The organism is Acinetobacter sp. YH12144 (genome assembly GCF_013418345.1).
In the GTDB taxonomy this organism is placed as follows: domain Bacteria; phylum Pseudomonadota; class Gammaproteobacteria; order Pseudomonadales; family Moraxellaceae; genus Acinetobacter; species Acinetobacter amyesii.
Window position 1 is genome coordinate 73,845 of sequence record NZ_VPCD01000012.1, and the last position, 23,431, is coordinate 97,275.

Consider the following 23,431-nt stretch of genomic DNA (forward strand, 5'->3'; position numbering starts at 1 on the left):
TGTAGCAAGTTGCTACACTTTTCAGACTAATCACAAACCCCACTTTAGCGATCGTTAAAGTGGGGGTATTTTCTAAACTTCTATCGCTTATTCATAGTGATTTATTTTTAAGCGTATTGATGGCTAAAAAATACAATAAAAATTAACTTCGATAAGTGCAAGGCGATTTTCTTCAAGTTTTGTGCTGTAACTGACAGTAAACATTGCTGCGTTACTTGCATAACAGAGACCCTGTAATTATTTTGCAACGGCAAAATTCGTTCAACAGTCTCCTTATCGGGACAATATAGATGCGCGACACGTTCATGAATGATATTGAGATCAATCGCTTTGTCTATTTTACGTATAAGATAATTTTTAGGAATAAACTCTTCTAGCGTAACCATATCAATTTCAGTTTGGGTGGTATAATTTTTCGCATGTGATAATTATAAAAAATTCTCACGTAAGTGTGAGAGTTTTATGAGCAAACTGAAAAGTGTAGCAAGTTGCTACACTTTTTCACTTTTCTGAATAAGCTGTTTTAAAAAATCTTCTAGTTGTAAAAGACTAGCTTCATCAATTTCTGAAATTTTAAGAGAGATATTGAGCTGTTTTTGATTCAGTTTGATATTTCCAGCAACCTTACCATCATATTCGATTTTTCTTACCACTGATGTCGTGGTTACTTTTTCTGGATCTTGACTCAATAGTTTTTCAGCATAAGAAGTAACTTTGCTTTGCTCCAGTTTTTTTTCTTTTAATTTCTCCCAAGCACCGAGTAAAGCTGTTTCCGCCTCCGAAAGTTGCTCTATATGATCCGATAAAAATTTCTTGAACGCTGTTGCAGCAGTACGACCGACTAGACCTGGCTCCAAATCCAGGTCATTCAACATTGCTTTAGGCAGCTTTTCATACGATAGATATTTGTACATATCTTCGCGATTTAAACCCAATGAATTAGCTAAACGTTGCTTGTTCTTCTTCAACTTTTCATCAAGTGAGTTCAAACCAATAAAAATTTCATAATCTGTCAGATCTTGACGCTTTAAATTTTCAGCTAGGGTTAACAAAGATGCTTCTTCATCATTAGCATCAATGATAATGGCTTCAATCACCGACTTGCCGAGTAATTGATGCGCCCGTAAGCGTCGCTCGCCTGCAATCAGTTCATATTTCAGATTATCAAGTTTACGCACTGTAATGGGCTGCAAAAGGCCGATTTCATTAATAGAATCCGCCAGTTCTTTTAATTGAGAATCTTCAAATACTTTACGCGGTTGGTTGGGACTGCGACTGATATCCTCAATAGGAACATTACGTCTAAATTCTTTTAGCTCTTTAATATTGTCTTTCTGTGCTTGCTGATGTTTTTCTGTATTTTGTTTCAATTTTTGAGCTAAAAGCTCTTTAGTGCTTGCCATAATACTCTCAGGTTTAAACTTTCGCTACAATTTCATAAGCAAGGCTTTCAAAAGCCTTACGTACTTTTGAATTTTTTTCTACTTTCAAAAGTGGCTGTTGCAGAATTGCTGCTTGATTAACTTTAGTACTTTGAGGAATGGTAGTTTGTAAAATTTTTCCAACCTGTTTTAAAGCTTCATCCCGAATCAATTTACAAACATTCTGACGTTCATCATGTTTAATCAGTAAAGCGCCTAAAAGCTCTAAATCTGGATTAATACGTTTTATCTTTTCAAGATGGTTTAAAAGATCTGTTACCCCATACAGTCCATATTGTGATCCAGATTCGATAGGGATAATGACATGTGTTGATGATGCTAAGGCATTACTGGTTAATAGTTTAAGACTAGGTGGGCAATCAATTAATATGAAGTCGTAAAGATCTTTTAACAGTTCTAGCTTGATGCTTAATTCTTCTGAAGGACGAGGAGCTTCTTCTTTAAGCTGGTCTTCAGTTTTTCCTAAATTTAATGAGCCATAAATTAATGATACTTTTTCAAAGTTTGTTTCTTCTTGTAATGCATCAGCTAATAATGAAATATCACCAACGAGTAATTCTGCTGAAGTAACAACAATTTCGCTTGGATGTTGGATCCCAATGTGTAAACTTGCGTTTGCTTGAGGATCTAAATCAATGACTAAAACTTTATTGCCAAGATTTGCAAGTTCAGAGGCTAGATGTACAACGGTCGTTGTTTTGCCACATCCACCTTTGTGGTTAGCAACCGTAATAATTTTTGCAGACATACGTGTCAGATGCTTCCGTATTTGAATGTTTAACAATATAAATAACTTTCACTCATCATACTATAGTTTTTAAATTTATAAATCTTATTTATTTAGGTGTAAAACAACTTAAAAAACTAATTTTTAAATAAGCTAGCTTAATTAATAATTAGTATAATTATTTATTTAGCTAATTAATAATTAAGACTGTTTTTTTGCTATATAAAACAAATGCTTATAAGTTTAAAAGTGGAGGGCTTGTCACCGTAAAGTGGAAGGTTTGTCACTCAAAGGTGGAAGGTCTGTCACTCAAAGGTGGAAGGTCTGTCACTCAAAGGTGGAAGGTCTGTCACCGTAAAGTGGAAAGTTTGTCACAAGAGTGGAAGGTTTGTCACTACTATTTTTAAAAAGGTTATATTTTTTAAAAAACTCTTGCAAAAATAAATACTTAATTTGTTGATAAAGTTGGCTAAACAATCTTTAAGGGTGGAAGGTTTGTCACTATGTGTTAGCACCCTGTGGATAAATTTTTTTTATTGGATATTTCCTGATGATTATCTATTCATTTATACCTTTCAAATCTAATGAAAGGTGGAAGCCTTGTCACATCTAGGTTTCTATCTGACATAGCATACCTAAATTTGGAAGAAATAAGTGAAAATGGGTATTTTGAACTGTTAGTTTAGAGCTAAAGGTGGAAGGTCTGTCACTATATGGTGGAAATAATATATTTCATTCCACTTTAAGGACAATAAATCGTCAAAAATGCATATTTCTGATGACAAGCCTTCCACTCTTAGATTCTTGTGGTGAAAGTCTTGAAAGTTTTTCCACTTTTGTATATAAAAATAGAATTAAATATATAAATATCACGGTTATGACAGAATCAGAATCATTGCAAGAAGAATTGAATCATATTCCTTACTGTATAGGCAATATTCGTCATAATGGCGTTGTTAGCACTAGTAACCGCTTAATTCGCCCAATTGAGTTATCAGCCAATGAATATAAGGCGCTCCTATATGCAATGGCTGTTGCAAATTATAGTGAGAAAAATAGGGTAAATGGTGAAATCACAGAACAAACCTATATTTATCTGTATAAGGATGATTTGGCAGATTTACTAGGATTGAATAAACGCAATTCGATTAATGTTGCAATAGACCGGATTTATAAAGAACTTTCATCTAGGGTGGCTCATTTTATTATTGAGGAACCTACTGATGATGGTAAGAGAAAGACTAAAAAAGTACATTCTGTCGTTCCTATTATCCGTGAGTTAAGATGGGAAGATGATTCTAAAAATGCCATTCAGATTCGTTTTACCAGTGAGGTGTTACCGTATTTCACGCAGTTGGCTGGGGGGAATTTCACCACCTATCAATTGAAACATCTGTTTGCCTTGGATTCTGTTGCTAGTATGAGTCTTTATACGTATTTCATTAAAAATGAATTCAAGTACGCAAGCCAAAAGAGTTATGAAGTCCCAATGCTTTTAGAAAACTTGAAAGCTCTGATTGATATTAATGAAACTAAATATGATCGCTGGGTAGATTTTAGACGCTATGTATTAGATAAAATAGTTGCAGAAATTAACGAAAATACAGATCTACAACTAGAGTATGAAACCATAAAAAAAGGGCGCCCAATTGTGGGGGTGAATTTTAAACTGCATCAGCGTATTACTGATAAAACACTAAATGAAACTGCTGTAATTGAAAAAATTTATCTTGATGTTCCATTTGAAGAGAATGCATTAGTAAAAGAATTGGGGGCAAAATTCGATACGAATGTACGTTCCTGGTACATTTTTAATAATGATGAAAAGTATTCGCAGTTCAAGAAGTGGTTTAAAAAAATTGGTTGTCTCACTGACTCTCAAGCAAATATTGTTATTAATGACACTTTATTCCAAATGGATTTTGCTGAAGTTGGTATGAGCTTGAATGACTTTAAACGTAATATGAAGCATAAACTAAAAAATAATCCGGAATTTGTACAAAGTATTCGTGATAGGCTGAATGATATTTTTGGTAAAGAGCTTGTCTAAGGAAAAGTGTAGCAACTTGCTACACATTTTTTAATGTATCACTGAAGAATTCAAGTACTAAGAAAATTGGATACAAAATATCTGTGTGTATAGCTGAATGAAAAATAGTTAAAAGAATAGATATTATTTTTAGATTTTACACTTTTGTTGTTCCTCATATATTTTTGCAGAAAAAAGTTTTTCAGTGCTCAAAAAATGGTGTGGTTAAGATAGGGAGATCAACCAAGTTTTAAGTATATAGAGTAATTTAGATAAAAAATTACTAAATATTTTTATAGCCTTTGTATAAAGCAGCGGATCATGAAAACTATTAAAATAGCCTAAGCTTATTAGCTTTGTTGTAAAAATTTACTCTGAGATGCTTCTTAAGCTAGATATTTGATGCTGTTGCGTCTAGCCACAAATGATAAGCTAAAGACCGTTTTAGCTAAAGATGATGACGATCAACTTGGCGATACCATTGATTTGTAAGTATCCTCTAAACTCTATGCCAATCTTTTAATTTGGATCACTTTGTATGTCGGCAACTTTTGCAGTACACCATTTAAATAGGCATACAGATCTAGACCATTCAACTTTGCTGACTGGATCAATGTCATGATGTTAGCAACTCGCTGACCACTGCGCAGTGATCCAACATACAACCAGTTCTTACGACTTAAAGCCCAAGGGTGCATTTGGTTCTCCACCAAATCATTGTAAATAGATAGATTACCATCATCTGAATAGCGGCTTAAGGCTTGCCAGCGCTTTAGAGTGTAATTGATTGCCTTAGCGGTGGTAGAACTTGATGGCACCATCAGATGATGTTGGTTGAGCAATTCATATAGTTGTTGCATCACTGGTTGACTATGCCGTTGCCGGTATTCGCAGCGTTGTTGCGCTGTACCGTCGGTCTTGTGCCTTAACTCTGCTTCTATCGCATACAATTTCTGAATCAGCACCAGTGCCTGTTCAGCAATCTGACTTTTCCCAGTGATATGCAGTTCATGGAATTTACGACATGCATGTGCCATGCAACCTACTTCAATGATCTGACCTGATTTGAAATGTGCTTTATAACCACTGTAATCATCACAGACCAGATGTCCCTGCCAGCCATTCAGGAATTCTTCTGCATGCAGACCTGAACGGTTTCTTGAAAGTCATAGATCACCCCCTTGCTGCAGCACCACCTGTTTTAAGGCATTGACCAGAGGTTCAAGTGTCTACACCACAGCGACCAATCCAATCTGACAGGGTGGATCTAGATAGATCTACACCTGCGCGCAGAAAGATCTGTCGCTGACGATACAGCGGTAAGTGATCAGCATATTTGGATACCAGCACATGGCTAAGTAACTCAAGTGTCGCAATACATTTATCGATCACATAGGCAGGCATCGTTTGCTGAGTCAGGGTGTCACATTGATCACAAACCCATTTACCACGCACATGCTGTTCTTTATAGAACTGCGCTGGTCTGAAATTCAATTTTTCACTGATATTCGCCGATACGACGCAGTGTGCACCCACAGATGTATTGCGTTGATGCAGATTCATGCTCAATACGTACGGTTGCTAAATGATCTGGGAGTAGTCGACGTTTATGTTTATTTATCCAATGAGCCGTAAAACACCCTCATTTATGGAGGTGATATAAGGCTCGATTTTTAATTCTAATGAGGTGATTGTTGTTGCTCGATGTATTGTTTAATAATTTCTAATGGCGCACCACCGCAACTTGAAGCAAAGTAACTTGGCGACCATAAAGAATCACCCCAAAGTTTGTTTTTAATTTCAGGAAAGTCTTTTCTAAGGTGGCGACTAGATAGACCTTTTAAGCTATTCACTAAATTTGAAATAGCAACTTTTGGTGGGTAATTAATTAATAAATGAACATGATCATCCTCCCCATTAAATTCAATCAATACAGCATCAAAATCCAAAGCCCGATATTGGCAATAGTCACCAACATAATATACATTAAATTGTATAAATTGCTGTGTATATAAGTACAATGAAATAAACAACTTACGTTTTCAAATATTTTTTATTGGAATTAATTTTTATTAAGATCGTTTAATTGTGGTCACATAAGTTTTTAAAAATTTACCAAATTATCACCAACATAATTTTGTGATGATTAATTAGGTAAACCGAATGGTAAAAAATCAGGTTGATGGAATTATATATGGCCAGCCTAGGCTTTTATCAGCATTAATTAACTGTATAACCCCCAAAAAAAATTAAAACAGACACTCACCATTAAAACTTAGGTGTAGCACGAGAGTTAAGCAGTATCCGTTACGATGATTTATTGAAGTCATTTTATTTCTAACTGCAATTGAGCAGGCCTACCAATGCAAGCCAGATGTAAACAAAATTTAAAAGCCGGTAGTGCTTTGCCTTGTTTTAAGGAATATAGCTGTAAGCGTGCATTATTTTCTTTTGTTGTTGGGTAACCTTCTAGTTTCTGATTTGCCTTGGCAAGTTTGAGTAGATTCGGCGTAATTTCTTTGTTTAAAAAATTAACCATATCTATTCCAAGTAAATGCCACATGTTGGCAGGAAACAGATCTTTGGCCGCATAGTAGAATTTTTCCAGATTCTGAATATTTTTCCGCGTTGAATGTAAACCTGTATGTGAAGCAGTTACGTGATTAATAAAGAATTCTAAGACATACCTAATATTTTCAGGTGACTTTTGATAGCAGGCTTGTAGATAGTTAAAAAAATGTGTGACCAATAAAAGGTCCTCATTAGTATCAATCATTGACGGTTTGATGTATTGCAGTTCGGTTATATGAAAAAGTCTTGGATTGTTTTTTCTAGATTTAAGTTGTTTGAGTTGGATTGCATTGTCATACCAATACTTGATGAGCTCATGAGATAGGCAAAGTTCTTGTGCTACGCGCTCCGTATCATATTTGTATAACTCTAATAAGCAGAGTGCCTTATAAAATAGATCAAGATCGATTTTAGATTCTGGAGTCGCGACAAAATAGTCAAAAATACAATGTTCTTGCGTTTGATTTACCTCTAATTCTGCATGTAGTGTGTGAGCATTGCTCGCTATCCATTTTTCTTGATTGTTTAGAAGGAGTTTACAGAGCGTTGTAGCATGCATTTCAAAATTGAATTCAGACTGATCATTGAGCGATTTTAGAAAATGTAACTCTTGTGTTGAATTGCTTATCCCCAGCATTTTCTTAACCAAACCATTGCTTAGTAATGGGCGATATTTGGAAAATTGATAACCTGCAATAAAGTAAGCTACATGAATATAACTTTTAAAGGTCTCGATGGGTTCGAGATGCCCCAAAAGATGTGCGATGATAATCCAATGATTTTGATCAATTGAATTACGTAATAACTCAGCCCTGAGCTGATTATATTCAACTTCCGTATAGTCTGTGAGGCTATCAGACAAAAAATGATAATCACATTTAAAAATTAATGCTAAATGATTTGCTGCAGAATGTCTAAATGAATGAAATGTATAGTGATGTTGCTTGAATAACTGATCCATAAAATTTTTAAAGGGTGCAGTCAGCATGTGCTGGCTGAGTTTCTTATTCTCATTGAACTGACTGAATAAATAATCATTCGGTTTTTTTGTTAACCGCTGTTTGACAACATATTGATGAAATTGTTGATACTCAGATGCTTTGAGTAAGCAATACACGGGCACGCTACGTTGCGCGCTGTCAGTCTTTAATCTGTGTTCATTGCCTATTTTTTCTGACCCATATGGCTTGACCAATAATGATATTCTGTTTAATCCTTCAGTATCTTTGATACGTAAACCAATCATTTCATTAATTCGCATCCCAGTTCTGTAAGCAAGCGTATAAATAAGACTAAGATTTTCATAGTCATGTTGAGAGATGATATTTTGTAGATGTGCTTGTTGAAGTTTTTTGATTAACAGTTGAAATGTGACTGGGCTGATAATACGTGTGCGTGGTCTGGTTTGTTGATCCAGCGTCTCTAAAGTGAATGCTGGGGCATCGAATAGTTGTTCTTGAAATTGATGAAAACGTTTGAGTGTTTTTACAATTTGAGCAGCCGATTTTTTAACAGTATCTTCGAGCAGACTTTCAGCAATACAGTTATTTTGATAAATCTGTGCATATATTTTTTGCAGGCGTGTTTCTTCATCGTCCTCAGAAAATTGATATTGTAAAGAATAGATTAGCCAAGGCTCACCAATTCGAGTGTAGTATGTGTAAATTGAGCTTTTGGCTAACTGGCTATTGTTGGAAATGATTTTAGCAAAAATTGTAGCGCAAAAATCAAATCTCTGAGCTAGCAGATCTATATCTTCTTGAGGTGGTTTAAAGAGACTAATTAACCACAGGGTGATTCGTTTACTGTATTCATTAAAGAGTTTTGCATTCTCCATACAATAATCGATCATGAGTTGATAGATTGGGGCATCTGTTTGGCGAAGACGAATAATTTTTAATAAGTCTTTATGAATTTTTAGTACATCTTTTAGTGCATCTTGCTCATGATGCAAATAAACAGTTTGTGGAGGTAAATTCTTAGACTGATGAATGACTTCAGTAGTGAGCTCATGCTTATATTTAAATTTTGGTTGCACAAAACGCTCAAACTCTTGTTCGGGTAAACCACAACTGAGTAAATTCCCGATGAGGCATTCAGAGAGCGCCGGATCTATATCTACGTTGGGAAGCTGTAACCAGTTGTAGCGAGCATGCTGAAGTAAATGCGATAAGCTATTTTTTTTAAACTTTTTCTTTATTTTTCGAAAGATATACTCAAGATAGCCCTCTACGGGAAGATGAACATGTCGAATATCTCTCAGATTAAAATGTATTAGCCACAGACGTGTGACGGGGTCTGGAATAAAATTTCTAGATTTTCGAACAGTATATTCATCAATAAAAATATCGCCATAATGATTAGAATGGGATTCTAAAAAAAGAATATTAAGGTCTTTATAATGGCGTACTTTTACTGGATTTCTGAGGTGTTCAAGCAAGGCATTAAGTTCAGCTTTTTCATTTAAGCCACCAAATAGAATGGCAGACAATATAATATTGCCCACGATTTCCTCATTTGAGAATGAGTCACAGCTTTCAGCCAATTCCCAATAATTATAAAGCTGTTGTACGAGGTCATTTATTTCATGACCATCGGCATTCCAGCTCATGGTCACGATAGGCTTATCTCTTTTAATATCTAAAACAGCATGAGGCAGCTCTAAATCCAAGCGATGCTGAGCATTTAACTCTTTGATGTAATCTTCAAAAAAATCATATGCAAACTTGATCCACTTTTTACTCGTAGAGTTTTTCTTGATGTGGCTATAAACCTCGCCGTAATCACCTAGCAAATGTGGATTCTGATCAAACTGCTGTTCTGAAAAATATTTGCGGAGTGAAGCATGAACTTCATTTTGAATTTTTTGTTCATTTAATTGTCGAGTAAGTTCTCGTTTCTTTTCGGCAAACAGTTGATCTGCTTTTTTAAGCGATGAGGACATTTAAATTCACTCCAATAATTTCAAAATATTCCTGCATTTCATTTAAATGTGTTGCGAGCGCGCGATATTGGTTCAGAGACAAACTAGAAAATGGATGTGCGGCTTCCTGTTGGAAGGCTTCATGTCCAAAAAGTGCAAGTATTAAAGGCTCGGGGATTTGTTTGTTGGTGAGAAAGGCACGTGTTGTATGGCGGTGCCAGTTGGGATGTGCTAACCCAACTTCAGGATGAAAGTCACGCACATTGGAAGGTGTAAGCGGAGTGAGTGTGCCATTTTGTAAAAGATTTAACAGAGGCTGTTCATTATTAAATATGGCATCAATTTGGGCTGAGATTTCGCGGTTAATCGCCATGTAATGTTGTTGGATATGTTCGAGGAAACGAAGATATTTCTTTAATTCACCGATGAGAAATGCACAAAGTGGAATCAAGCGTCCAAAGCCACGTCTACCACCGACCTCTTTGTCAGACAGCATAATTGTCTGTTGCTGAAAACTTATATTATTCAAAAAACCTGGAAAGTCCCGAACAGGTCGTGCAGCGGTAAACAAAAGTAGGATATGCCACATCCAAATGCTATAAGCATTAAAACTTTCTACCCAGTCGTTATCTGAAGTCGTATAAATTTTGGTGTAAAGATAGAAAAGGATGTCCTTTATGACATTTTTACTTGGTGCTTTTTGGCTACCAAAGCAGATGGACTGATCACTATAGACAATATCACCGTAGTCATTTTCAGCGAGCTGTGTACATAGTTCAGATAAAACTTTGACATAATTTTTTTGTAATTTATTTACATTGTAATGGCAGTAAGAGCTTGAAGAAGAGTGACTTGCATCTACACCAGTGATGATGTCAGCAAGTTGCCTATTGCCTGTTTTTTGCAAAATAACATGATGCAGTAATGAGCTAGTTTTTGATAAGTTCAGCTGAGGAATTTTGACTTCATCTTTTATTATTCTAATTTTTTTCTTTAGCTCATCTTCAGTGATGATTGGTTCTGCTTTGATACGATCAATAAAGTGATTTGGGATAGGGATATCTAAATGAACGGTGTTATTGATCAGTGACTCCGGATATTCAAACGTTGCATCTTCAAAAATGCTGAATTTGGTTGAGAGATAGTATTGGTCACTTTGCAATTTAATGACTTGGCGATGATTTAATCTTTTTACACGCCTTTTTTGAAAATTTAACCAGTCTTTAAAGCCAACGCCTGTGATTAAGCAAAGTAATACAACGAGCACGCTTTTATCATTATGTTTTTTATCATCATGATACAGGTATGTAATTAGGTCAGAAATAGTATAAACACTTGGGAGTAAACAACTTGCAGTGAGCAAATGATCTTGTCGTTGCATATGTTTTGGAATTAACGAAAGTGCCATACGTTGGGCATTTTTAGAATGTCTGGCAAGTGGTGTAATCTGATCTGCTTGAACAATAACAGAGGGGTCTTCTTGCTCGTCAAGGGCTTGCTCATTAGCTAAACCTCTATTACTTTTTTTAGTCTCAATGATTTCGTTAATAGTTCCATCGGTATCCCATGTACGATATTGCAGTTTACTATCTACACTTGATTTGGCAATTTTTGGACGGCTTTTTAGTACATAATTGAATGCAATACGTAATTCATCACAGAAATTTTTCTGAAAATCATTTAGTTCTTGATCTGCTTCAGGTTGAAGAGCAGACTCTACAAATTGCTCTAATGATAGAAATAAAGCAGGGAATTTAAGAGTTAAGAATGCTTGATAATCTAATGCGTGAGCATCTTTTTTTTTTGCAAAAAAAGACTTGTTTGCAACGCGGAAACGCTGAAATAAGCGCTTAATCGTATTGAGATGCTCTGTATGTTGTTTTTCAAATAAATCTGGTTTGATCTGCGGCAATGCTAATAAATATAGTGCTGCTTTAAGGACGAGCACATTCCAGGTGAGTAGTTCCGTGTGCGCATGATAAATGCTGGCAATACTGTTGATGTAATACGTGATTGGGGAATCACCAATTTTAGATTTTCTAGACGCTTGGAGAGTAGCGGGAATGCGAGGTGGTGAACTTGTAGAAATATCAGATTCAATCTCACTGAGAACAAGCCCCTTAAGATAATCTGAGCAGTCATGGTAAACCAATAGATCTGCGATAAAGTTAATATGTGCATGAAGACACAAATCCTCTGCATTAAAAAGCTTTTTTAATAAGTCTGATAATAAAATTTTGGGTTGAGGAAGGGGCTTAGTTTCACTTTCGTGCATATGAACAATTCCAAAAATCTGTTGGATTTGGTGAAAAATCATTTTGATTTAAATAATGATCGACGACTTTTGATTGCTTGCTGACTTCGTCAAGTAGATGCTGGCGACGTGCATGGATTTTTCTGTTTCTATTGTGGAGTTGTGTATGGCTAAAATTGAGTAACTTACCAAGCCCCTCAAGACTGAGCGTTTTATGTGCTTTGAATGAATGTAAGCGATTAAAGTCGAGTAAAACTTCAGTCGAAATATATCGGTTGATCGCTTGCTGAAGATGCTGCGGATTTAAATTGTGTATATCAAAAGTATTTGCTTGCAAAAAACTTAAGAATTCAAAGCTTGCATAGTGTTTGAGTTGTTGTTGTAAGTTGGCATCAGGTGGGAACGTATATACATGTAATTCCTGAGGTGAAGGCGGAAGCTTCATGTGATGCAGGTACAAATCAAAATTATCAGCGATCCAGAAATTGGATATTCCTGCTATAGACCAAACATTGAGTTTGTTTGATGCTAAACGAAAATGAGAAGTTAATCGTAGAGCTCGAAAGGCCATGTGATAGCAGTGATGAATGCCAGCAAAATCTGGATGAGTGTTTAATGCGAGTTTAGAAAGATCTCGCTTGAAGATAATTTTGGGGTTATCAAAATTAAATGAACATTCAGAAGTTACTTGTTTACGCGTTCCACGGCACATATTTAGATTATTAAAATATAACTATGATACATTTCTACTATTTAACTGTTTACTTTTCAAGTAATCTAACGGTATTTATTGTGTAAGTGTAGAAAAGTAGACACAATTTATAGTTTTGGTGTGCATAATTTAATTTGGTTCTATTTTTATTAGTAATATTTTTAAGCTATTACCGAGGTTGGGATTGATTGATTGTATGGCTGTGATTCCTGCTACAAAGTAGTAAAAGTTAGATCATAAAAATACCCCAACCTTGGCAATAGTCACCAACATAATTTACATTAAATTGTATAAATTGCTGTGTATATAAGTACAATAACATCAATAACTTACGTTTTAAAATATTTTTATTGGAATTAATGTTTATTAAGATCGTTTAATTTTGGTCACATAAGTTTTTAAAAATTTACCAAATAATCACCAACATAATTTTGTGATGATTAATTAGGTAAACCGAATGGTAAAAAATCAGGTTGATGGAGTTATATATGGCTGAACCGTACCGGGTTTGTCGGAGACTTTTTTATTTAAGTTAGGCCACCTGACCTAACGGGTTAATCTTATGCTGCTGTTAGGGTCTAAAAATAGCAGTTTTGAAGGGCTTTATCGAGTGATTTTTTCAACACTCTACGCAATTATGGATATCATAGTATCCACTTTATGTTTTATTTCGCTATAATGGATATAACTGTATCCATTTGGTCTTTGCGGATGAATTTTACCTTACTTGATGATACCGATGTAAGCCAAGCTTATGCGGCTTATTTACGTGAGTTACGCAAGCAGGCAAAGCTGTCGCGCGCTGCATTGGCTGAGCGAAGCTGCGTACCTGCGGCCACCATTAAGAAATTTGAGCTGACCGGGCAAATTTCATTTCGTCAATTGCTGTTGCTATGGCAGACACTTGATTCGCTAGATAGGCTTTATCAGCTCACGCAACTTAGCAAAGAACGCGCTGCTATACCCATGAGTATTGATGAGGTGCTAAAAGATGAGTTTTAAACCGATTCAGAAGCTTAATGTTACTCGTACGCTAAGCTCAGGTGAGCAGATATCTGTTGGAGTCTTGGCGCAGAATCGGCAAGGCGTTTTTTTTCAGTATACTGACGACTATTTGCAGCAGTTTGGCAATTTATCACCGTTTACCTTGCAAGCGAATACGCTAGTTCAAGCCGCACCTAAAGCGCCGCACCAAGGTGTACATGGCGTATTTGGGGATTGTTTGCCCGATGGCTGGGGCATGTTGTTACAAGATCGTATTTTCCGGCAAAAGGGCATCCTACCTAATCAATTAACGGCGATGGATAGACTGGCCTTTGTCGGTGATAAAGGCATGGGAGCGCTGTCTTTTGCTCCGGTGTCTGAGTTTTCAGCCACGACATACGCGGACATTGATTTAGCAACCTTGGGCTTAGAAGCACAAACGCTGTTCGATGCTTCAATGTCAGATTATATGGATGATAATCACGATGAGTTAGATGGGCATACGCAACAGGTGTTGGCCGCATTAGTCGCCGGTGGTAGTTCGGGTGGAGCAAGGCCTAAGGCGCAGATTTATATGCCTGCAGGGGAAACTCAGCATTGTCGAACCTTTGCTCAGCCTGGAGATGAGGCTTGGCTGATTAAGTTTACCTCGAAAAATCTCGCGCTCGGGCATGAAGAAGGGTTGTGTGAAGCGGTTTATTTGCAAATGGCCGAGCTTGCCAAGTGCCAACCACCAGTCTGGCAACTCATTGAAGCACCAACTACAAGCGGTGCGTCTGCCTGGTTGGCGCTTAAGCGTTTTGATTATGTCACGGAGCAGGCCCGTTTAAGCGGTAATCGCAGTTCAGGTCGCTTGCATATGCACAGCGCTTGCGGGCTGCTGGATGCAGACTTTCGAACGCCAAGTTTAGATTATATTGACTTGATCAAAGCCAGCCGTCAGTTGTGTAAATCTCCTGCTGCTGGGCAGCTGCAATTTCGCCGTGCCGTTTTTAACCTGCTGTCGTCTAACCAAGACGACCACAGTAAAAACTGGGCGTTTTTGCAAGCGGATGACGGTCAATGGAACCCTGCACCTTTTTACGATGTTACCTACAGCCCACATCCATTCAACGAACACGCCACTGCTTTCGGCGGTTATGGCAAAGTGCCATCGCTTAAGGTGATGCAAAAACTTGCTACTAGTGCTGGCTTTGCGAATTGGAATGATGCAAAGCAAGTTATTGAAGAAGTCGCAGAAGCCATCAGCCAATTTACGTATCTTGCCAAGCAACAAGGGATCAGTAAAACAACAATGTCCGTGATTGCTAAGACATTGGAGCAGCGTAAACAAGAAAATGCAGCGCTTTTTCTATAACAATAAGAAGGGACAGTAATGAAGCTCGGCCGAAACGATCCTTGCCATTGTGGCAGTGGTAAAAAATTTAAACGTTGTTGTATGAGCAGCGTTTCCAAGCAACATGCCCAAGTCTTCGATGATGTTGAAACCATGCTGGCAATGAACCCAAATTTGAGTCTTGATGAACTCAATGCCGCTTTGCAGCACAAAGTGCAAGAACGCAATCATCAACCTCATCCCGATTTTTGTGGCGTAACGCCAACGCAAATGGCCAATTGGCTTTATGCGCCTTTTGATGAATTAAAGTGGGTGACAATTTGCACTCCCGACTCTCTTTCTGCCAGCCCAATAATGCGTTATCTAGCCCTCATTCTTGATGAGGCCATGGCGCAAGAAGGCTCCTTCAAAGCCACGAGTAAAGGCAACTTACCGGCTAAGTTGGTTAAACAGGCCAGTGAGTTATTGCCTGAGTTTGCCGTTGCTCAATTAGAACGTAGTATAAGCATCAGCGAGTTTTCGGGCAGCAATGAAGACAAATTTAATGCCTTGCACTACACCCGAGTGCTTGCCGAAATTAGCGGTATTATTTATCGGCGCAGTGGCCGCTACCATGTAAAAAAATCAGCGCAAAAGCAGTATCAAGCGCTAGGCATACAGGCCTTTTTCAAACCTATGTTAGAGGCCGCTATCAGCAAATATAACTGGGGTTATTTGGACAGTTTCGAATACGATGTCGACTTGCGCACTTTTTGGTTGTTTATGCTGTGGCGTATTCAAAGCCACAACAGTGTGGAGCAGCTTGTGAAAGAGGTGATGACAGCTTTCCCTAATCTATTGCTGGTATTCCCTACGGATGATTACTTCTCGCCAGAAAGAAACTTAAGTATGCTCATCGAATCACGATTTATTGAGCGATTTTTGCAGTTTTGGGGATTTGTAACGATTGACCCAAGACGTTATATAAACGCTGAACAAGTCGCCAGAGTGATTCAGGTACAGCCTTTGTTAAAACAAACTTTTCAATTCACAATAAATAAATAGCAAGGTCACCGTGAGCGAATTTCAATACTATAAATTTGAGCGTCTGGATGGGTATTTAGATGCTAAAGCACGTCAAGCACTCAGAGCCATTTCAAGCCGTGCCGAGATCAGCGCTACGGCCTTTCAGGTGTATTACACCTACAGTGATCTAAAGGCCGAGCCTTTTGAGCTGATGTTAAAATACTTTGATATCGGTTTTTACTATGCCGATTGGGGCTCAATCGATGTATACATCAAGCTACCAGCAGGAACGCTTCCAGATGCGTTACTTGGCTTTTCAAGTGATGGACTTCATGTTCACGAAAACGATGAGTGGCAGTTGCTGATTTTTTCCCTTGAGGAGTGTGATGAGTATTTTGACGATGAGCATGCTGACGACTTTTTCCAGCATTTAGCCGCTTTACGCGGCGGGTTAATGCAAGGGGATTGGCGCCTTGTGTACTTAATGTGGCTCAAAGCGTTTGATTTTAATGATGGCGTTGAGCGAGTGCCGTTAATTCAATTCGATTTTGAGCACCTCAGGGAAGAGGAGCAGTCGTTTGCTGCGCTGTATGATATTCCCTTAGCATTGGTTAAGGCGCTCGCCATGGTGCTGAGCGAACAACCCAGTCACCAAGCCAAACAAACTCAGCTTACGCTTGATGCGTGGATCCATAATCTCTCGCAAGCAGAGAAAGACACGCTATTACGCACGTTGTTTGAGCAAGGCCAGCTAACCCGTCACCAAGCCTTAGCGCTGACGCGAAAAGAACCTGTCAACACAGACGAGATCTATCAATACTGGTTAACTTCCGCCGTCATTTCTCCTTTCATTGAGCAAGCGCAAAGTCAATTACAGCAAGAGCAAGCCGCAGCACTCGCAAAAAAATTAGCTATCGAAAAAGCGGAAAAAGAAAAAGCGTTGACGTATATCTACAATCAACGTGAGCACTACTGGCAGCAATCACAAGAGCAAGCGGATCGAACTTGCGCCAGTGGTTACGATGCGGCATCACGCTATCTGCATCAGCTGTTTGAGGCCTATCAGTTCAAAGCTGATGAAGCGGCGTTTGAACAACGTTTTAAGCGCTTTGTTGTGGCGAATAATAGCCGTAAAGCACTGTTAAATCGCTTGAGTGATTTGCTTTAAACGATGAGGCGATAGGCTGGCCAAATGACGTTAGCAAAAAACCGATTGAGGGTTGGTTGAAAGGTTGTAAGCCCACCAAAGGTCTACAAATTGTTACCTATGAAGTCACTTTGTGTAGACCTCGGGGTCTAAGTAACGCGCTTTTACCATCTCTGTGGTAAATACTGCGTGAAATACAAAGGCATCACGATATTGGTTTGCTCTAATGCGGATGAGCCTTGTGTACCCGTTAACTTAAAGGTTTTACTTGGAGTACATTTTTCAACGTAGGATGCCAACGATTTTGCTCTTGTACGTTTACCACTTTTGACCTCCACAGGGACGATATCGCCTTCATCGGTCGCCAAAATAAATTCGATTTCGGCACGGGCGTCATTCCATGAATAGCTTGGGTCAACGCCAATGGCAGTGAGCTCTTGTTGCACAAAGTTTTCAGCCACATAACCTTTGTATTCATAGTTTTGTTGCTTAATTTCTTTATAACTGCTGCCGAGCATATGATTAAGCAGACCCACATCAAACAAAAACAGTTTCACCATATTTTCTTTTTTATAGGCCGCTAACGGAGATTTCGGCAATCCTTCAATAGGGTAGTTTGGCAAAGCTAGGCGGCAGCAGTTAAGCCAATGGATCGCGGTTTCAAAATCGCTATAACGAGATTTACGCTCATGCACATGCTTAAATTTAAAGCGTTTAACCGACTCATCGCTGACAAGTGATAGCTGGGCTGGAATGCTATTAAATACCGATTCAATCAGTGTGGTGTCGACCTTGCCCGCGTACTTACCAAAATCGCGGCGATAACCTTCCACTAAATCGGCATGAATTTTTGTGACTTTTTCAACACGCTCTAGAATGCTTGAATCCTTATACTGATACCAAGCAGAAACGGCTTCCGGCATACCACCAGTAAAAAAGTAGTCAGTGAGTTTGTCCATCAATTTGGTGTGTACTGCCGGTGTGCTTGCTTGACTATCAAACGCTTTGATCAGCGCTTGCTCGTTGGATGCGTAAATAAATTCTTGGAAGGTCAGTGGTCGTAAATTGTATTGTTCTACCTTGCCCACAGGGAAGGTGTTGAGCAAACCAATATTCGAGCCGCTGGCAGCGACAAAATAGGACGGTGCTTTTTCAGCAAAGTACTTTAGTGAGGTAACGGCACGTTCACATTCGCCAATTTCATCTAATATCAGCAGATCGGTTTCTGGGTTGAACGCTTGGTTGGTTAACAACTCAATATTCATTACTAGCTCGTCAGGTGACAGAGAGCCATCGAACGCTTCTTTGTAGGCAGGGTTTTCAAGGAAGTCGATACGAAGGATGTTGGCAAAGGTATTCCCAAATAACTCTTGTAGCAGATAGGTTTTACCTGTTTGTCTTGCACCATCGATCAATAATGGCTTGCGCACCGGTTGATTTTTCCATGTTATTAGGGCGTTTAGTAAGTTGCGCTGCATTGTCATTTCCCGCCAATTAAGACTGTTAACTGCCTGTAGTATAACTCAGCCTACACTTTTACGCGCAGAAAAGTGCGGAATTTTACATTTTTATGCGCATAAAAGTGTAATTTGATGACCTTTGGCATTCAGGGATTCACATCATCGCCTTGGCCAACGCGCAAGCTAAACCTAAAAGTAGGATATAAATCCAATTATATTGAGTAAAGTGGGAATATAGTCCCTTTGGTTGGTGATATGGCTAAGCGTGACTTACACAATATATTGTTTCCAAAGCAGCGTAAAATCCTGACGCAGTTTGGTGAAGACTTGCTGTTGGCGATGAAAAGACGTGGTTTTACCAAAAAGCTACTGTGTGAACGTACTGGTTTTGATCATAAAACCGTGAATTAAGTCTTAGCCGGTGATCCGGGCGTTGCCATAGGCACTTACTTAAAGGTGATGGCCGTTCTTGGCATGGAAAGCAACTTTGCAGAAATGGCCGCCCATGATGAAGTGGGTATCAAGCTGCAAAACATAAAATTGCTGGAAGGTTCAAGATGAGCCGTGAAATCGTTGAAGTCTATGCCGACTGGCAGCCAATTGAAGCACCTTTGCTAATAGGGCTGCTTTCTTACAGCGATTCAAGCCGAGGTGGCGTGTTTAGTTTTGCCTACGATAAAGCATTTTTAACCTCAGCCTATCGCTTGCAAATTGATCCCATCCTGACCCTCCACTCCGGTGTACTCTAAAACGATGAAGTCGATAAAAGCTTCCGCGCATTTCTTGATTCATCGCCTGATAGATGGGGGCGTATTTTAATGCAGCGGCGTGCGGCGATTGAGGCGCGCAAAGGCATTCGAGCAACAAGTCGATTAAACGAATTGGATTACCTGCTGGGCGTAAATGACTCTTACCGGATGGGTGGTATTCGATTTAAGCGAACAGGCTCGAATGCTTTTTTGGACGACAATTCTGAATTTGCTGCGCCGCCAATGGCTTCTTTGCGAGAGCTAGAGCATGCAGCAATGCAGATTGAAAAAGACGATAACATCGACAGTGACGAGTATTACCGCTGGTTGAAAATGCTGATTTCTCCAGGCTCATCATTAGGTGGTGCAAGGCCCAAAGCTTGTGTCACAGATGAACAAGACCACTTGTGGATTGCTAAGTTTCCCAATTTAAACGATACCCATGATGTGGGCGCGTGGGAGATGGTCTGTTATGAATTGGCGTTAGCGGCAGGTGTTGACATGTTTCCAAGTGAGATGAGGCAATTTTCGTCACAGCACCATACCTTCTTAACAAAACGGTTTGACCGCGACGGTGACAAGCGGCTGCATTTTTCGTCGGCCATGACACAGCTTCAATACTATGATGGTGAACAATCTCAAGGTGCCAGCTACTTAGAGATTGCTGAATTTATTTCCAATTGTGGAGCACAAACCACAGCTGATTTAGCTCAGTTTTGGCGTATGGGGGTAAAGGCATGGGGAAGTGTTTAATGAAGTGCTGCTGTTTATTTTGGCTTGGTATTTGGTGAAGGGATGTTTTCTAATTTCAATGAAGGTTGCTTGTTACTGTTGTCATCAATGTACTCAAGGGCGTACCTCATAGCCTTGTAGCTTTTCTCGCGTTTTTTAAACATGCGTTGCAGCATAGGGAGAGTGCAGTCCACATAGTCGTGAATAGTGACTTGTGTTTTGCCTTCCGATTCACGATGAATACGACCGGCATATTGAGCCAATGTTCCTTTCCATGAGATGGGCATGGCCAAAAACAACGTATCCAGTCTTGGTAGGTCAAACCCTTCGCCTACATATTTTCCTGTTGCGACGACGACTTGAGCCGATTGCAGATGATTGTCAGCGTTCTTGCGTTCCGCAGCTTTCATGGCGCCTTTAAGTACGACAGTGCTTATACCCATTTCGGTAAGTCGTGAGTGTATGGATTCTGCGTGCTCTCTACGCTCTGTAAGGACTAACGGGTGTCCGCCATTTTGAACACACTCGTAGGCGTCTGAGACGATTTTTGAAGTGCGCTGCTCATTATTGACGAGCCAGCGGTAGGCATCGCTTATTTTGGGGCGCTCATCTGTTTTTATAAGCTCTGCTGCTGGTACATCGTAGAGCTGATGAATCATCACGGTTTGAGTAAATTGCTCATCAGGGCTTTGTTTCACTTTGTAGCGAATAGGCCCTGCCGCCATAAAAATGATCTTTTGATGACCATCTTGTCGCTCTGGTGTTGCTGTAAGGCCCAATACATATTTTGCTCTTACCTCGTTGAGTACCATTTCAAACCTTGGTGCAGATAGGTGGTGGCATTCGTCAACAATAATATGGCCGTAGTCTTGAATGAGAGGAGTGATGGAATTGTCTTTTTTATTAACCAAACTTTGGTAGGTGGCTATGTCGATAATGCCACTCGGCTTTCTTTTACCTCCGCCTATACTGCCAATGGTTACTTCGGGTAGGAACGTGCGTAAGCGCTCTTGCCATTGTTCGAGCAGTTGTCGGCTATGAACCAGTATGAGGGTATTTACTTTGCGTTTTACGATCATAGCAATGGCAGTAACCGTTTTTCCAAATGCAGTTGGCGCATGCAAAATACCGAAGTCATGTTTAGATATTGCGGCCACTGCGTCACGCTGGTTCTTTCGCAAAGTGAACTCAGGGGTAAGCTTTAATAATGGTTTACCAATTTCACGCTTATCGTCAAATAGTGGCGAAATGTTTTGCTCTTGTAGCAAAGCAATCGCATCATCGAGGCAGCCTCGCGGTAGTGCTAGATAACCGTTTTCAATACGAGCACAGGAAATAAACCTCGGAATGCCATGGGTTGAAAAGCGCAACGCTTGTGTTTTAAAAAACACAGGATTAGAAAAACTAGCTAATCGCTTTAGTCCGGCCAGTAATGGCCCAGGTAACTCGCTCATCAAAAAGTAGATATGGTTGGCCAAGGTAATGGTCACGTTTTTCGGCAAAGACTCTAATTTTATTGGTGCGGCTTTGGCTGTGATTTCCCAAGGAGGGCGGTTGTCTGTTAGCCCTTGCTCGGACAGTAATAGGGTGTTGGGTGAAATAGTTGTTATGAGTTGGTCAATACTCGACTGAGTGAGCGTTTTAAGCTCAGCAAGGTACCGCCATTGATCATCGATGGCATTCAGGTCACTGTCAACAAAGCAACTACGACCTGAAAGGCGAGCCTCCTTTTGAAGTGGTAACGCAATGAGATTGCCAAACCCGCCTTCAGGAAGTACATCTTGGTTAGGAAAGAGCCTGTCATAGGAGTCAAACGATAGATTTGGAAATATTTCCATGGCTTTATCAAGCAAAGCGAAACCCAGTGCCCGAGCATGGTTCGCTGGGATATTGGTTTCAAAAAATATCCATAAGTGAGCCCCGTTGCCAGAACGCGAGATTTCTATCGCGTGCGGAATATCAAACGCTTGGCACACTTTAGACATTGCTTTGACTTCTTCTTGCCAACAGCCTTTGTCAAAATCGGCTGCCAACAAATAGCACGAATTATCTTTAAGTAGTGGATACAGACCAACCACTTGATGACCGGCAAGGTGCCTGTAAATAATGTGCTCGTTTAATTCGCTAAACTTTCGGTGTGAACAGTCTTGGCATTTAATGCGGGGTTTGTTGCATAGCCCGCTTACCCACTCATTATCACAGGCTACGGAATAGCCACTGCGCCCCTGTTGATTTTGCCAACGATTGGCAAAGATATCCTCTCTTCCACGAAATCGTTGTCTGAATAAGGCGACCTTTTGTTCTGGCGTGAATGTCTGTACTGAACGCTCGATTTGAGCGCTACGCAAAGCCTCTCTTAATGCGAGAAGCTGCTGCTTTTCATTTTCAAGCTCAGCTAGCCTGTTATCAATAGCAGAAATGTTTGGGTAGCGAGCGTCATTCATAACAAACTAATTTTGATTCGCAGCACTATAAAGCGCGAACTTGCGGTGGCTTGATCAGCGACTCTGCTGGAATACCTAACCCTTCATGAAGTTTCCAAATCATTTTTAGCGTGAGTGATCGCTTATGGTTTAGGATTTCATAAACACGATTGCTTTTACCTATCATGGGTTCAAGATCTTTAACGGTTAAGCCTTTGCGCTCCATCTCAAACTTTATTGCCTCAACAGGGTCTGGCAAATCCATTGGAAAATGCTTTGCTTCGTAGGCCTCGACTAACGTAACCAAAATGTCCAGCTTTTCGCCTTCGACGGTATCAGGCTCCGCCATCATTAGGTTTTCGATGTCGTTTAATGCCGCGCGGTAGTCGGCATCTGTTTTAATAGGTCTGATGTCCATTATATTTACCTCTTGTTACTACCTTTTGGCTTCAAATCGTTTGTACATCAATTTTATCGTATTGCGCATGGCTGCCGATAAACCGTATGTAAACCACTTTGTACGCATAATTGATCCAAGCAACTAACCGGTATTTATTACCGGCAATGTTAAACACGACACGCCCATCTTTGAGGATGCTGGCATTTCTAAAGTCCTGTTTCACATCCGCCGGTGCTCCCCAATCAGCGTTTAATGCATGCCTATACCAAGCTAACGTTGGCTCTTTAGCGTCAATGTATTCTGAGCTGTCTTCCCAAAATGTTTTTAAGGTTGATAGTGCGATAATTCTCATAAATAGATATTAGTCCCAATTTGGGACTTTTGCAAGTTTGGTATTCTTGATGCGGTTAGGAGTTGTTACCGCATCCCCAATTGCCCCATTCCTTGGGGCGGTTCACATCCCTCTTATTCACCCTCTTAAGCTCGGCATATCAAGTGTTGCCCCATTGTCCCAACTGCCACGGTAAGTGATCAAAT

At 39.5% G+C, this 23,431-nt stretch carries 16 protein-coding genes and 3 pseudogenes; 7 read left to right on the forward strand and 12 right to left on the reverse strand.

The genetic code is table 11. The features are described 5' to 3' along the window. Window positions 1-107: 107 nt before the first annotated feature. From FTU79_RS09740 to FTU79_RS09750, 3 genes are all read right to left on the reverse strand, one after another. Window positions 108-386: a hypothetical protein gene (locus FTU79_RS09740; RefSeq protein ID WP_070153138.1), complete on the reverse strand. Its 279-nt coding sequence runs from the start codon at window positions 384-386 to the stop codon at window positions 108-110. Between the two features lie 105 nt (window positions 387-491). After that, entirely contained in the window at window positions 492-1,403 is a 912-nt protein-coding gene (locus tag FTU79_RS09745) for a ParB/RepB/Spo0J family partition protein (RefSeq protein WP_070153141.1), read from the reverse strand. Between the two features lie 13 nt (window positions 1,404-1,416). Continuing rightward, window positions 1,417-2,190, reverse strand: coding sequence for a ParA family protein (locus tag FTU79_RS09750; protein ID WP_094069344.1), 774 nt, complete (start codon window positions 2,188-2,190; stop codon window positions 1,417-1,419). Window positions 2,191-3,046: 856 nt separating this feature from the next. Here FTU79_RS09750 and FTU79_RS09755 point away from each other — a divergent pair. Next, window positions 3,047-4,219 (forward strand): replication initiation protein, encoded by a 1,173-nt coding sequence (locus tag FTU79_RS09755; protein WP_094069347.1) that lies wholly within the window; start codon window positions 3,047-3,049, stop codon window positions 4,217-4,219. 485 nt (window positions 4,220-4,704) lie between these two features. On the opposite strand, the pseudogene FTU79_RS09760 reads toward FTU79_RS09755, so the two are convergent. The 5 genes and pseudogenes from FTU79_RS09760 to FTU79_RS09780 all read right to left on the reverse strand — a co-directional run. After that, window positions 4,705-5,816 (reverse strand): annotated as a pseudogene (locus FTU79_RS09760) (IS66 family transposase); the annotation flags it as partial. 61 nt (window positions 5,817-5,877) lie between these two features. After that, a complete protein-coding gene (gene tnpA, locus FTU79_RS09765) occupies window positions 5,878-6,195 on the reverse strand; it encodes an IS200/IS605 family transposase (protein ID WP_257229519.1) in 318 nt (105 codons plus the stop codon). Window positions 6,196-6,524: 329 nt separating this feature from the next. Continuing rightward, a complete protein-coding gene (locus FTU79_RS09770; RefSeq protein ID WP_154320135.1) occupies window positions 6,525-9,713 on the reverse strand; it encodes a tyrosine-type recombinase/integrase in 3,189 nt (1,062 codons plus the stop codon). Further along, on the reverse strand, window positions 9,697-11,967 hold the full coding sequence (locus FTU79_RS09775; RefSeq protein WP_070153152.1) for a hypothetical protein: 2,271 nt from the start codon (window positions 11,965-11,967) through the stop codon (window positions 9,697-9,699). Before FTU79_RS09775 ends, FTU79_RS09770 begins: the two co-directional genes overlap by 17 nt. Continuing rightward, window positions 11,954-12,391: a hypothetical protein gene (locus FTU79_RS09780; protein WP_070153154.1), complete on the reverse strand. Its 438-nt coding sequence runs from the start codon at window positions 12,389-12,391 to the stop codon at window positions 11,954-11,956. The genes FTU79_RS09775 and FTU79_RS09780 overlap by 14 nt, the downstream gene beginning before the upstream one ends. Before the next feature lie 978 nt (window positions 12,392-13,369). Between FTU79_RS09780 and FTU79_RS09785 the strand changes: the two genes are divergently transcribed. Genes FTU79_RS09785 through FTU79_RS09800 form a run of 4 tightly spaced genes read left to right on the forward strand, consistent with a single transcriptional unit; the run spans window position 13,370 to window position 17,151 of the window. Beyond that, complete coding sequence (locus FTU79_RS09785) at window positions 13,370-13,660, forward strand: helix-turn-helix transcriptional regulator (RefSeq protein WP_070153163.1); 291 nt, start codon at window positions 13,370-13,372, stop codon at window positions 13,658-13,660. After that, entirely contained in the window at window positions 13,650-14,999 is a 1,350-nt protein-coding gene (locus FTU79_RS09790; protein WP_179994267.1) for a type II toxin-antitoxin system HipA family toxin, read from the forward strand. Before FTU79_RS09785 ends, FTU79_RS09790 begins: the two co-directional genes overlap by 11 nt. 18 nt (window positions 15,000-15,017) lie before the next feature. Further along, window positions 15,018-16,022 (forward strand): YecA family protein, encoded by a 1,005-nt coding sequence (locus FTU79_RS09795; protein WP_070153169.1) that lies wholly within the window; start codon window positions 15,018-15,020, stop codon window positions 16,020-16,022. A gap of 10 nt (window positions 16,023-16,032) precedes the next feature. Beyond that, window positions 16,033-17,151, forward strand: a complete 1,119-nt coding sequence (locus FTU79_RS09800; protein ID WP_179989052.1) for a hypothetical protein — start codon at window positions 16,033-16,035, stop codon at window positions 17,149-17,151. A 143-nt stretch (window positions 17,152-17,294) separates the two neighbouring features. Here FTU79_RS09800 and FTU79_RS09805 read toward each other — a convergent pair whose 3' ends face one another. Further along, window positions 17,295-18,608, reverse strand: coding sequence for an ATP-binding protein (locus tag FTU79_RS09805; protein WP_070153175.1), 1,314 nt, complete (start codon window positions 18,606-18,608; stop codon window positions 17,295-17,297). A gap of 237 nt (window positions 18,609-18,845) precedes the next feature. Here FTU79_RS09805 and FTU79_RS16675 point away from each other — a divergent pair. Together FTU79_RS16675 and FTU79_RS09815 are read left to right on the forward strand one after the other, a co-directional pair. Beyond that, window positions 18,846-19,151: pseudogene (locus tag FTU79_RS16675) on the forward strand (transcriptional regulator). Then, window positions 19,148-20,062, forward strand: a pseudogene (locus tag FTU79_RS09815) (type II toxin-antitoxin system HipA family toxin); the annotation flags it as partial. The pseudogenes FTU79_RS16675 and FTU79_RS09815, both read left to right, overlap by 4 nt. Before the next feature lie 44 nt (window positions 20,063-20,106). On the opposite strand, the gene FTU79_RS09820 reads toward FTU79_RS09815, so the two are convergent. From FTU79_RS09820 to FTU79_RS09830, 3 genes are read right to left on the reverse strand one after another with little or no spacing between them, the layout of a single operon-like run. Continuing rightward, on the reverse strand, window positions 20,107-22,515 hold the full coding sequence (locus FTU79_RS09820; RefSeq protein WP_094069352.1) for a DEAD/DEAH box helicase family protein: 2,409 nt from the start codon (window positions 22,513-22,515) through the stop codon (window positions 20,107-20,109). A 25-nt stretch (window positions 22,516-22,540) separates the two neighbouring features. Further along, window positions 22,541-22,912: a type II toxin-antitoxin system HigA family antitoxin gene (locus tag FTU79_RS09825; protein WP_000354814.1), complete on the reverse strand. Its 372-nt coding sequence runs from the start codon at window positions 22,910-22,912 to the stop codon at window positions 22,541-22,543. Window positions 22,913-22,943: 31 nt separating this feature from the next. Continuing rightward, window positions 22,944-23,246, reverse strand: coding sequence for a type II toxin-antitoxin system HigB family toxin (locus tag FTU79_RS09830; RefSeq protein ID WP_154320130.1), 303 nt, complete (start codon window positions 23,244-23,246; stop codon window positions 22,944-22,946). Between the last annotated feature and the right edge of the window lie 185 nt (window positions 23,247-23,431).

Coding starts and splice junctions, on each gene's coding strand:
- FTU79_RS09740 (WP_070153138.1), bottom strand. CDS start 386: ATGGTTACGCTAGAAGAGTTTATTCCTAAAAATTATCTTATACGTAAA.
- FTU79_RS09745 (WP_070153141.1), bottom strand. CDS start 1,403: ATGGCAAGCACTAAAGAGCTTTTAGCTCAAAAATTGAAACAAAATACA.
- FTU79_RS09750 (WP_094069344.1), bottom strand. CDS start 2,190: ATGTCTGCAAAAATTATTACGGTTGCTAACCACAAAGGTGGATGTGGC.
- FTU79_RS09755 (WP_094069347.1), top strand. CDS start 3,047: ATGACAGAATCAGAATCATTGCAAGAAGAATTGAATCATATTCCTTAC.
- FTU79_RS09770 (WP_154320135.1), bottom strand. CDS start 9,713: ATGTCCTCATCGCTTAAAAAAGCAGATCAACTGTTTGCCGAAAAGAAA.
- FTU79_RS09775 (WP_070153152.1), bottom strand. CDS start 11,967: ATGCACGAAAGTGAAACTAAGCCCCTTCCTCAACCCAAAATTTTATTA.
- FTU79_RS09780 (WP_070153154.1), bottom strand. CDS start 12,391: ATGAAGCTTCCGCCTTCACCTCAGGAATTACATGTATATACGTTCCCA.
- FTU79_RS09785 (WP_070153163.1), top strand. CDS start 13,370: ATGAATTTTACCTTACTTGATGATACCGATGTAAGCCAAGCTTATGCG.
- FTU79_RS09790 (WP_179994267.1), top strand. CDS start 13,650: ATGAGTTTTAAACCGATTCAGAAGCTTAATGTTACTCGTACGCTAAGC.
- FTU79_RS09795 (WP_070153169.1), top strand. CDS start 15,018: ATGAAGCTCGGCCGAAACGATCCTTGCCATTGTGGCAGTGGTAAAAAA.
- FTU79_RS09805 (WP_070153175.1), bottom strand. CDS start 18,608: ATGCAGCGCAACTTACTAAACGCCCTAATAACATGGAAAAATCAACCG.
- FTU79_RS09820 (WP_094069352.1), bottom strand. CDS start 22,515: ATGAATGACGCTCGCTACCCAAACATTTCTGCTATTGATAACAGGCTA.
- FTU79_RS09825 (WP_000354814.1), bottom strand. CDS start 22,912: ATGGACATCAGACCTATTAAAACAGATGCCGACTACCGCGCGGCATTA.
- FTU79_RS09830 (WP_154320130.1), bottom strand. CDS start 23,246: ATGAGAATTATCGCACTATCAACCTTAAAAACATTTTGGGAAGACAGC.